This is a genomic window from Synechococcus sp. H55.9 (assembly GCF_047462355.1).
Taxonomy (GTDB): Bacteria; Cyanobacteriota; Cyanobacteriia; order Thermostichales; family Thermostichaceae; genus Thermostichus.
The window spans coordinates 1-2462 of the sequence record NZ_JANSJB010000158.1; the positions used below are offsets into that span (position 1 = coordinate 1).

The following is a 2462-nucleotide window of genomic DNA, read 5'->3' on the forward strand; positions in this document are numbered from 1 at the left end:
TTTCTCTTGAATGAAGCTCTGGGTGACGCCCTCTACTGGTTGATTCTCTTGTTCTTTTTGCCGCTCATCCTGGATACGCTGAACCTGCGGGGGCCGCTGCGGCCGGTGCAAAACCTGCTGGATCAAATCCTGTCGATGGTGCCGCGCATTTTGGGAGCGCTCATCATCGGTGTGGTGGGCTGGTTTTTGGCCCGCATTGTGCGCGGCCTCATCTCGAATTTGCTAGCGGCAGCAGGAGCCAACCGCTTGGGGGCCCGCTTTGGCATTCCCCAGTTGGCCCAGATTGTCGGGACGGTGGCCTACATCTTGGTGTTGATCCCGGCGGTGATTGCGGCTCTCAATGCTCTGGAAATCCGGGCCATCTCGGATCCGGCGGTGGCGATGCTGGAGCAGGTGTTGCGGGCCATTCCCCGAATGGCAGGATCGGCTCTGATTCTGGCCGTCTTTTACTGGCTGGGGCAGTTTTTGGCGGGCTTGGTGACCCAGTTGCTGCAGGCGGTGGGCTTTGACCGCTTGGCTGCCGGCCTCGGCTTGCCCTTGGCCCCTGCTCCTGAAGCGCCTGCCGCTGAAGGGGAGTTGGTGAAGCAGCGCACCCCCTCTGAAATTGCCGGCCTGGTGGTCTGGGTGGGCGTGGTCTTGTTTGGGGCGGTGCCGGCGGTGGAGCTGTTGCAGTTTGCCGCTTTAACCGACATCGTGCAGGGGCTGTTGCTGATTTCCGGGCGGGTGCTCATCGGCGCCTTGGTGTTCGGGATCGGCCTTTACTTGGCCAATTTGGCCCATTCCATGATCAAGAGCTTGGGCAACCCCTCTGCAGGCGTGCTGGCGCAGGCGGCGCGGGTGGCCATCTTGGTTTTCGTCGGCGCCATGGCCTTACAACAGATGGGTGTAGCCACCGACATTGTGGTGCTAGCTTTTGGCCTAGTGCTGGGCGCGATTGCCGTCGCGGTGGCTTTGGCTTTTGGTTTGGGAGGTCGCGATGTGGCTGCCGAGCAGATCCGGCAGTGGCTGAAGCGGGAGTGAAAAGGCCAAATCTGCTAGAGGAATTGCTCTTCCTACCCAAAGAGAGCAGCGCTTCTTAAGGAGTGGCCATGCCACCCATCCGATGGCCCCCTCAAGGTTAACCCTGTTTTGCTTGCAAATGTACCCCGCCTGGCAAAACGCTCCGCGGGGTCTTGATTTAATTAATTAAGTTGAGACTTTTTGCTTTGGGTTTAAGCTGCCTCCGAAACTTTGGCCTCTTCTGGCGTTGCTTCCTGCACCACGATCTTGCCCCGGAACACCACATAGTTGTAGATGTTGTAGGACAAAATAACCGGGATCAAAAAGCCAATAAAGGTGAGCATAAACACCAGCGAACTGGGAGAAGCGGCTGCTTCGTAGATGGTGACGCTGGGAGGAATAATGTTGGGGAAAACCATAAACCCCAGGCCGATAAAAGAAAGGGCAAAGATTAAAAAAGTATAAACCAAAACGCTATTTTCTTCTCGCCGCCGCAGGCTGCGCAGCAACAGAGCCACCAACAAAAGTCCCAAAACGGGGATGGCAGCAAAGATATAGAAAAGAGGAGGCGAGAAAAGCTGAGCGCGCGCCTGCTCCGACATGATGGGGGTGCTGATGGTGATAAACACTGCCCCCAGCAATGTTGTCCAGGTGGCGATGGTTGCTGTCTTGTAGTAGGTTTTCTGCAGCTCGCCGGTGGTCTTAACGATCAGATAGGCCGAGCCGACTAACACGTAGCCCTGGATCAAGGTAAGAGCCACCAACACCGTGCGCCAGGTCAGCCAATCCCAAGGGCTGCCGGCAAAGTGGCCGGCTTCGTCGACGCGGATCCCTTCGAAGACGCTGCCCAAGGCAAACCCCTGGCCCAAGGCCGCCAAAAAGCTGCCCACCCCGAAGGCAATGTTCCACACCAGCTTGTTGTCGGCGTTCTCCCGAAACTCGAAAGAGACAGCCCGCAAGATCAGGCCCACCACCATGATCACCAGCGGAATGTAGAGAGCGTTGAGAATGGTGGCGTAGGCGAGGGGAAAGGATCCAAATAAGGATCCCCCCATCAGCACCAGCCACGTCTCATTGGCATCCCAAACATTGCCCAGGCTGGTCATGAGAATGCTGCGGCGGGTCTCGCTAGAAGCCGTCAGGGAGAGGATGCCAACCCCCAAGTCAAATCCATCTAGCAGAACATAGAGGAAGAGAAAGAGACCGAGGATAAAAAACCAGACTTGCGGTAAAAACTGCTGTAAAGGCTCGAAAGATTCCATCGTCGTTCTCTGTAGTTTATTTCCGACCAGTTCGAGACATGATCCCCCTCACCCGCAGCCCCTCTCCCTTTGGGCCCAAGCGCTCCGCGCCGCTCACGCGACCACCCCCAACCCCTCTCCCTCTGGGCCCTCACCCCCAGCCCCTCTCCCTCTGGGAGAGGGGAGCTAGAAATCGACAAGTGACTTGGCTGCTGTTGGATG

At 57.4% G+C, this 2462-nt stretch carries 2 protein-coding genes; one reads left to right on the plus strand and one right to left on the minus strand.

Going from position 1 to position 2462, the window contains the following annotated elements:
* Positions 1-1020, plus strand: a 1020-nt coding sequence (locus NW857_RS12710) for a mechanosensitive ion channel (protein ID WP_414369174.1), incomplete at its 5' end; no start/stop codon positions are given.
* A 191-nt stretch (positions 1021-1211) separates the two neighbouring features.
* On the opposite strand, the gene cydB is transcribed toward NW857_RS12710, so the two are convergent.
* Positions 1212-2261, minus strand: a complete 1050-nt coding sequence (cydB, locus tag NW857_RS12715; protein WP_414336827.1) for a cytochrome d ubiquinol oxidase subunit II — start codon at positions 2259-2261, stop codon at positions 1212-1214.
* Positions 2262-2462: the final 201 nt, after the last annotated feature.

Coding starts and splice junctions, on each gene's coding strand:
- cydB (WP_414336827.1), bottom strand. CDS start 2,261: ATGGAATCTTTCGAGCCTTTACAGCAGTTTTTACCGCAAGTCTGGTTT.